The sequence below is a fragment of the Streptomyces sp. NPDC048111 genome (genome assembly GCF_043202815.1).
In the GTDB taxonomy this organism is placed as follows: domain Bacteria; phylum Actinomycetota; class Actinomycetes; order Streptomycetales; family Streptomycetaceae; genus Streptomyces.
The window spans coordinates 61,253-69,202 of sequence record NZ_JBIDBD010000002.1 but is presented as its reverse complement, the minus strand read 5'-3'; the positions used below and the strand labels follow the sequence as shown (position 1 = coordinate 69,202).

Annotated in this window: 8 protein-coding genes; 2 read left to right on the top strand and 6 right to left on the bottom strand. The window is 72.1% G+C overall.

The genetic code is table 11. From position 1 onward, the window contains the following. Window positions 1–108: 108 nt before the first annotated feature. Window positions 109–411 (bottom strand): TM2 domain-containing protein, encoded by a 303-nt coding sequence (locus tag ACGF3I_RS05050; protein ID WP_393129190.1) that lies wholly within the window; start codon window positions 409–411, stop codon window positions 109–111. Between the two features lie 976 nt (window positions 412–1,387). Between ACGF3I_RS05050 and ACGF3I_RS05045 the strand changes: the two genes are divergently transcribed. Further along, window positions 1,388–1,729 carry a MerR family transcriptional regulator gene (locus ACGF3I_RS05045; protein WP_393129189.1) on the top strand — a complete coding sequence of 114 codons (342 nt, stop codon included), beginning with the start codon at window positions 1,388–1,390 and terminating at the stop codon, window positions 1,727–1,729. A gap of 193 nt (window positions 1,730–1,922) precedes the next feature. Here ACGF3I_RS05045 and ACGF3I_RS05040 read toward each other — a convergent pair whose 3' ends face one another. The 3 genes from ACGF3I_RS05040 to ACGF3I_RS05030 are packed head-to-tail and all read right to left on the bottom strand — an operon-like array spanning window position 1,923 to window position 4,323. Then, window positions 1,923–2,588, bottom strand: a complete 666-nt coding sequence (locus tag ACGF3I_RS05040) for a response regulator (protein ID WP_393129188.1) — start codon at window positions 2,586–2,588, stop codon at window positions 1,923–1,925. Further along, window positions 2,585–3,784 (bottom strand): sensor histidine kinase, encoded by a 1,200-nt coding sequence (locus ACGF3I_RS05035; RefSeq protein ID WP_393129187.1) that lies wholly within the window; start codon window positions 3,782–3,784, stop codon window positions 2,585–2,587. Before ACGF3I_RS05035 ends, ACGF3I_RS05040 begins: the two co-directional genes overlap by 4 nt. A gap of 2 nt (window positions 3,785–3,786) precedes the next feature. Next, window positions 3,787–4,323 carry a hypothetical protein gene (locus ACGF3I_RS05030; protein WP_393129186.1) on the bottom strand — a complete coding sequence of 179 codons (537 nt, stop codon included), beginning with the start codon at window positions 4,321–4,323 and terminating at the stop codon, window positions 3,787–3,789. Between the two features lie 276 nt (window positions 4,324–4,599). Between ACGF3I_RS05030 and ACGF3I_RS05025 the strand changes: the two genes are divergently transcribed. Further along, entirely contained in the window at window positions 4,600–5,784 is a 1,185-nt protein-coding gene (locus ACGF3I_RS05025; RefSeq protein ID WP_393129185.1) for a zinc-dependent alcohol dehydrogenase, read from the top strand. 12 nt (window positions 5,785–5,796) lie between these two features. Here the strand turns inward: ACGF3I_RS05025 and ACGF3I_RS05020 are convergent, their stop codons facing one another. Together ACGF3I_RS05020 and ACGF3I_RS05015 are read right to left on the bottom strand one after the other, a co-directional pair. Then, on the bottom strand, window positions 5,797–7,428 hold the full coding sequence (locus ACGF3I_RS05020) for a phytoene desaturase family protein (protein WP_393129184.1): 1,632 nt from the start codon (window positions 7,426–7,428) through the stop codon (window positions 5,797–5,799). Continuing rightward, window positions 7,421–7,927 carry an SRPBCC family protein gene (locus ACGF3I_RS05015; RefSeq protein ID WP_393129183.1) on the bottom strand — a complete coding sequence of 169 codons (507 nt, stop codon included), beginning with the start codon at window positions 7,925–7,927 and terminating at the stop codon, window positions 7,421–7,423. The genes ACGF3I_RS05020 and ACGF3I_RS05015 overlap by 8 nt, the downstream gene beginning before the upstream one ends. Window positions 7,928–7,950 lie beyond the last annotated feature (23 nt).

The window sequence follows — 7,950 nt, the reverse complement described above, 5'->3', positions numbered from 1 at the left end:
CGGGGGCGGGGCGCGCGCCGCCGCCCCCCCCCCCCCCCCCCCCCCCCCCCCGGGCCGCCGCCCGCGGCCCGCCCCCCCCCCCCCCCCCCCACTCGGCTCGTACGCTGCTCAGCCACGCAGGATGCGGCCCTCGGAGTCCGTCTTGTTGTCGCTGACCAGGAGCAGGATGCCGTCGATCAGCGCCCACACGCCGAGCCCGCCACAGGTGAGGAGCTGGGCGATGGCCATGCCGATGTGGCCGGTGTAGAAACGGCCGATGCCGAACGTGCCGAGGAAGAGCTGGAGCACACCCGCCACGATCCGCGACTTGTCCGAGTACGGGCGGCCGTAGGGGTCGTAGCCGTACGGCGTCGGAGCGGGCGGCACCGGGCCGGGCTGCTGCGTTCCGAAAGAGGGGGACTGGTCGCTCATGAAATGGGTTCACTCTCAAAAATGGGTGACGACTCCGGTACACCGGGCCGCTGTTCCTCCACTTTATCCTTTACTTACGCTTCATCAAAAACTGACCTCCGCTAAACCTTGAGCCGCTCCGTGGGGGGAGTGTGTTGCCTGGGTGTGGCGTTCCTGTCGAGGGCGGAGGATGAGCGCGTCCGTGCAGGTCGGCGGAACGGTGGGCGTGGGCGTCGTCGTGGCGCGTGCCGCACTCGACGGCCGCTTTCGCCGTTCTGCGCGAAGGCATCGGGGCGGAATCGGGGCGGAGTGTTCCCAAGCCCGAGAATGCGGGTCGTCCGGCGGGCCGGTGGTCGCACGCTGCTGGTGCTCAAAACAATTCCCGGCCGCGGTGCTCTGCGCGTCCGCGCTCCGTCGTGTGGCGCTCGTCTGCCTCGCGGGGCGCGGCGCCGGAGCGGGGAGCGGGACCGCCGGGGTGCCCCCTCTGTGTTCGACGTCGATTACCTCTCCGTCGAACACGCAAAAATCTATGCTGGCGGCGATAGACATTGCGCTGTGACGTGGCTATGGTTTCTCTCGTAACCCAAGGGACAACAGAGCCCGGCAGGGACGAACTGCCGGGCAGCGGTACGCAGTACCCGTTGGACCAGAAGTTGATCACCGAGGAAAGAAGGAGGAGCCCACGCCATCAGGATCGCCCGGGACGAATGACGTGAGCCCGGGTACCGCAGGACATCGATAGTGAGGTGGTCTCCGGTCAAGCAGCAGCGATCCCCGCTCGCCCCGTCCGCAGGACGGGCACGCGGATACAGATGGCCGGTCCCGTTCCAGGACCGGCGGATGGTGTAGCAGTTCCTTCGGGGCCCGGGTGCCGCACGGCACTCGGGCCCCTCGACGCGTTCCGCGCCGCCAGTGCGGGACAACCGTCATGAGACCGGCAGTGTCAGCAGTGTCATGAGACCCAGGGATACGAGATGAGCGAGATGAGAGAGGTGCAATGACGGCAGACGACTCGTTCAGCCGACTCGACGACGACGACTACCCCGCCTACACCATGGGCCGGGCCGCCGAGATGCTCGGCACCACACAGGGATTCCTGCGGGCCGTGGGCGAAGCCCGCCTCATCACGCCGCTGCGTTCCGCCGGCGGCCACCGCCGCTACTCGCGCTACCAACTGCGCATCGCCGCGCGGGCTCGGGAACTCGTCGACCAGGGGACCCCCATCGAGGCCGCCTGCCGGATCGTCATCCTGGAAGACCAGCTCGAAGAGGCTCAGCGGATCAACGCCGCGTACCGGCGCGCCGCCGAGACGACCGAGCAGCCGGCCGCCGCGACCTGACGCGACGGCTGTGGCCGCCGCAGCGTCGGAGGGGGCGCGGACAGCTGCCCGGGACACGGTGCGTTCCCGGGCAGCCTCGCCGTTCGACATCCCGCGTCCGGCGGCGGTCGGCGGCCGGGCATCCTCGTACCGCGTCCGGCGGCGGCCGGAAGGGCCGGCAGCCCTGCCCCGGCGGACCCGGGACGCGGAAGCGTCAGGCCAGGCCCGACTCGATGGCGCGGCGTACGGCGTCGGCCCGGTCGCGGAGCCCCGCCTTCGCGAACAGGTTGTTGATGTGGGTCTTGACCGTGGCCTCGCTGATGAACAGCTTCTCGGCGATACCCCGGTTGGGCAGGCCCTGGCCGATCAGTGCGAGGACCTCGCGCTCGCGGCGCGTCAGATCCTCGGGCAGGGCCTTGGCCGGGGCGGGTGCCTTGGTCCTCGCCGTGGCGAGCAGGCGGGTCTGCACGTCACGGTCGAGGACGGACTGGCCCGCCGCGGCGGCCCGGATCGCCCGGGTGATGTCCTGACGGCCCGCGTTCTTCGTCAGATAGCCGCGGGCGCCCGCGCCCAGCGCCCCCAGGATCGAATCGTCGTCCGCGAACGTCGTGAGCACGACCACCGCGACCTCCGGGTACTCCTCGCTCAGCCGGCGGGTCGCCTCGATCCCGTCCATGACCGGCATCCGCAGATCCATCAGCACCACATCGACGGGCCCCGCCGCCACCGCCGCCAGGACCTCGCTGCCGTCCGCTGCCGCCGCGACGACGTCGATGTCCTCGGCGAGCCCGAGCACCGCCGCGAGCGGCTCCCGCACCGCCGCCTGGTCATCGGCGACGACCACCCTCAACTGCCTTGATTCCCCGGTCGGTTCACTCATGCCGCAATCACCGCCTCCACCTGCCAGCCACCCTGGTCCTGTCCTTCCGTGATCGGCCCCGCCGTGACGCTCCCGCCCAACAGGGCCACCCGCTCGCGCATGCCGATCAATCCCATCCCGCTGCCGAGGCCCGGGTTCACCTCGCGGGTGGCGGGGCGGTTGCGGATCCTCAGCGTGATCGAGGCGTCGGCGAACGCCAGCTCCGCGGCGACCCGCCCTCCGGGGGCGTGCCGGGCCGCGTTGGTCAACGCCTCCTGGGCGATCCTCAGCAGGTTCTGCGTCACCTGCGCCGGCATCTCGCGCACGGTTCCCGTGACGGTGAGGACGTCCTGGTGTCCCGACGACTCGAACATCGCGGCCAGACTTTCGAGCAGGGGCAGGGAGTCCTCGCGGAGCGCGTGCACGGTCCACTGCGCCTGCTTGAGGCTCTCCTTGACCAGGCTGTGCGCCTTGTTGTTGGCCTCCCGCACCTTCGCCAGGTCACCGGTGTCGAGCAACGCGTCGGCCAGCTCCAGCTGCATGTTGATCCCGGCCAGTGAATGCGCGAGGACGTCGTGGACGTCACGGGCGATGCGGCTGCGCTCGGTCAGCACCGCGGTCCGTGCCTCGGCCCGCGCGGCCCGTTCCGCCGACTCCGCGGCCGAGATCGCCGACCGCACGGACTGCTGCTTGCTGCGGTTGACGATGCCGATCACGACCGGCACCCCCGTGGCGAGACCGAGCACCCAGGGCAGCAGCTCGTGCCCCGGTCCGAGGCGGAAGTACAGCACCCCCGCGCAGAGCAGACTGCAGGCGCCGGCCAGGACGAGTGCGGGCCGGGCCTCCAGCCGGTATCCGATGTGCCCGGCGATGAAGAAGGCGAACAGATAGCTCGTGCCGCTGCGGCTCGCACCGAGCAGGGCCGCCGCCGCGACGATGCTGAGCGACAGCCAGATCAGCGCGGCGCGCGGGGGAATGCGGTGCTCGGGCAGGCCCCGGCCCAGCAGCGCAAGGGAGTTGACGACGAAGAGGAGGGCCACCGCCAGGCCCTGGCCGGTGACACCCATGGGGCGAATGGTCAGGGTCCCGACGACGATGACCGCGATGCTCAGGGCCCACTGCGTACGGGGATCCTGGCCCGGGATCGGACGCGGGTCCGCCCCCGGGACCGGGGGCGGAGTGATCTGGGTGGCGGGCACGGGCCGAACATAGCGCACGGTCAGACCGTACGGTCGAGGACGGGTACGGGGGTGGCGCCGGTGACCGGGTGGGCGGCGGCGCGGCTGCGCACGTAGATGGTCGCCACGCGGGTGACCACCTCGGTGACCGCCATCAGGACGAACGCCGACACCCAGGCCTCGTTGCTGGTGATGTGGTGGGCGAGGCTGAACCGCATGACGTCGTCCGCACCACCGGCGTGCTCGACCCAGATCTGGAAGCCCATGCGGGCGCCCATGCCGACCACCCACAGGATGGCCGAGACGAGGCCGGCCTTGATCAGGAGGTGCCCGTCGAGCGCCCGGATCCGGGTGTAGGCGCCACCGGCGATGCCGAGCACGGCCCCGATGCCCATCAGGACACCGATCAGGACGAGGTCGTTGCCGTCGGTCGGAATGGAGTCGAGGTACGAGTACGCCACGAAGGCCACGATCCCCAGGGGGATCAGGAACGTCTTGTGGTCGAGTCGGCCTTCCCGCAGCTGCCGGAAGACGACGAGGAGGAGGGCGATGTCGGTGATCCACTCGGTCGTTGTCATGCCCTCAAGACTGCTCTGATCAGGGCTTCAGCACCTGGACCCCTGGGTGGAACCGGGGGTGGAGATCGACCGCGCCGCGCCTCTCCACCCGCAGGCCTGCCGGGGGAGGCGCCGCGTCGGGACACCGCACCGGCCGAGCCGCCCGGGGGCGCCCGTGGACGGTGGCGGCGACCATGGAAGGGATGCCCCGAACCGTCGAAGATCCGAGCCGGGACGTGGGAGGGGCGGGGGAGGGGGTACCCGGCAGCGCGCACCGACATCGTTCAAGGAGGAGTCATGAGGGCACTCACCTGGCACGGCAAGCGGGACGTCCGCGTGGACACCGTGCCCGACCCCACGATCCAGGAGCCCGACGACATCGTCATCAAGGTGACGACGACCGGTCTGTGCGGCTCGGACCTGCACCTCTACGAGGTGCTCGGCCCCTTCCTCGACCCGGGGGACATCCTCGGGCACGAGCCCATGGGCATCGTCGAGGAGGTGGGACCGAAGGTCACCGCGCTGAAGCCGGGGGACCGGGTCGTCGTCCCGTTCAACGTCTCGTGCGGAACGTGCTTCATGTGCGCCCAGGGCCTGCATTCCCAGTGCGAGACCACCCAGGTCCACGAGCACGGCACGGGCGCCTCGCTCTTCGGCTACACCAAGCTCTACGGCCAGGTCCCGGGAGGCCAGGCCCAGTACTTGCGCGTCCCGTTCGGCAACACCCTGCCGATCCGGGTTCCGGACGGCCCCGCGGACGACCGCTTCGTCTACCTCTCCGACGTGCTGCCCACCGCCTGGCAGGCCGTCGAGTACGCCGCCATTCCGCCCGGCGGCAGCGTCGCCGTCCTCGGTCTCGGGCCGATCGGCGACATGTGCGCGCGGATCGCGGCCCACCGCGGGGCCGGCACCGTCATCGGCATCGACCTGGTGCCGGAGCGCCTGGAGCGGGCGCGCCGGCGCGGCGTCCACACGCTGGACCTGCGGGAGTGCGGCGACAACCTGCTGGACGCCGTCCGCGAACTCACCGCCGGGCGCGGAGCGGACGCCGTGATCGACGCGGTGGGCATGGAGGCGCACGGCAGCAAGGTGGCCGCCGCCGCCCAGGGCGCGGCCACGCTCCTGCCCGACGCCCTCGCCGCGGCCATGATCAAGCGGGCCGGCGTCGACCGGCTCTCCGCCCTCTACACGGCCATCGACCTGGTGCGCAGGGGCGGCACGGTCTCCGTGTCCGGGGTGTACGGCGGCGCGGCCGACCCGCTTCCGCTGCTGACCATGTTCGACAAGCAGCTCCAACTGCGCATGGGCCAGGCCAACGTCCGGCGCTGGGTGGACGACCTGATGCCGCTCGTCGTGGACGGCGACGTGCTGGGAGTGGACGACTTCGCCACCCACCGGCTGCCCCTGGAGCAGGCTCCCGAGGCGTACGAGATGTTCCAGAAGAAGCAGGACGGCGCGGTGAAGGTGCTCTTCACCCCGTGACGGCGCGGCTCGCTACCGCTGCGGGCGGCGCTTGCCGCCCGTGCGGTCGCGGACCGCGAGCAGCCGCTGGGCTCCGGCCAGGACGCCGGGCCTGCTGCCGCGCAGGGCGGCCCGGGCGGCATTGGCGCCCGGCGCTCCGTGGACGCCGCCACCGGGGTGCGCCCCCGCCGACGCGAGGAACAGGCGGGAGACGGGGGTCTCGGGGCGGCCGGTGCCCGGGGTCGGGCGGAAGAAGAGCTGCTGGTGCAGTGCCGTGGTGCCGCCGTTGATGGCCCCGCCGTTCAGGTTGCGGTCGAGCGCCTCCAGGGTGGGCGGGGCCAGGATGCGCCGGGCGCGGATGAGGGCGCGGAACCCCGGGGCGTACCGCTCGACCTCCCGCTCCATGCGGTCGGCCATGAGGTTCTGGTCGTCCGGGCTCCAGGCGCCGCTGATGGATTCCTCGCCCGCGTCCGCACGGATCTCCCGCGGCACATGGGTGTACGCCCACGCCGACTCGGTGCCGCGGGGGGAGCGGGAGGCGTCGGACGTGGTCATCTGGCCGAAGATCAGGAACGGGCGGTCGGGGACCTGCCGCATCGCGATCTGCGCGGCGAAGCGGGTCAGCTCGTCCACCCCGTCGGCCAGGTGCACGGTGCCGGCCCGGGACGCCTGCTCGGCCTGCCAGGGCACCGGGCCGTCGAGCGCCCAGTCCACCTTGACGGTGCCGAAGTCCCACTGGAAGTTCCGCAGATCTGCGAGGAGTTGGGCCGGCAGGTGCTCGGCGGGCACGAGGTGGCCGTACAGGGCGGGCACCGACACATCGGCGAGCACGGCCCGTGAGGCGGCCACGCAGTCGCCGTCCTCGGTCCGCACCCCGACGGCACGCCCGTCGCTGATCACGACCTCCACCACGCGCCGTCCGCAGTGCACCGTCCCGCCGCGCGAGCGCAGCCGCCGGATCAGGGCCTGGGCGAGTTCGCCGGAGCCCCCGGCCGGCACCGGAAAGCCGTAGCTCTGGCCGAGCATGGCCATCAGCCAGCCGAAGCCGCCGCTGCCCGCGGACTCCGGGGCGAGGTCGGCGTGCAGGGCGTTGCCCGCGAGCAGGAGTCTGCCGCCCGCCCCGGCGAACTCCTCCTCGCCCATGCGCCGCACCGGCAGCGCGAGCGTACGGGCCAGCCGCAGCGCGCCTCCCGTCCGCAGCCGCAGCGCCAGCCTGGCCGTCGATTTGACCGGCGGGAAGGGGGTGAACAGGGCGTCCAGGAGATCGGGACGTACGTGCTCCCACGTCTCGTACAGCCGGCGCCAGGCGGCCCCGTCGCCCGGTGCGAAGGCGTCGAGGGAACGGGCGGTGGTGTCGACGTCGCGGTCCAGCAGGGCGCAGCGCCCGTCGGAGGTGGGATGGGCCACCACACTCGGCGCGTGGCTCCATCGCAGCCCGAACGCCTCGAGGCCGAGCTTCGACAGGATCGGGGACGCGGCGGCCAGCGGATAGAACGAGCTGAAGAGATCGTTGACGAAGGCGGGGTCCACCCCCCTGTCATGGCGCACCGCGCCTCCGGGCTCGGCCTGCTCCTCGAGGACCTGGACGCTCCAGCCGGCGTCGGCCAGCAGATTGGCGGCCACCAAACCGTTCGGGCCGGCGCCGATCACCACGGCGTCAGGCATGCGCGCCACCGTCGGAGCCGGGAGCTGCTGGGGCCGCCGCCGGCGGCGCGGCCTGGGCCGGTCGGCCCTCCTGGTCCTCGCAGAGGCGGGCCAGACGCGCCAGCATCGGACGGTGCCGCAACTGGATCAGCGCCTCGATCCCCGCGTTGTGCAGGGTGCCGCCCGCGCCCTGCAAGGGGTGCTCGTCGACGATCACCAGGGCGTGGTCGCCCCAGGTCCGCACCTCGACCGCGATCCGCGCCGTCCCGAGGATGCCGGCCTTCGCTTCGAGTTCCAGGGCGGTGCCACCCTGGCAGCGCCGCACGACGGTCTCGTTGGTGAGCCGCACCGGGCCCAGCCGGATCTCGTACTCGATCGCGGCGCCCACCCGCGGCCACGCACCACGGACCGGGCGCGAGGAGGAGGTGCCCACCACCCAGTCCGCGTACTTGTTGCCATCGGCGAGCACGGCCCACACGGTGTCCGGGCTCGCCTTGATCAGACGGTGACGGATCGCCATCAGCGCTTCCCACTCTCGGTCCG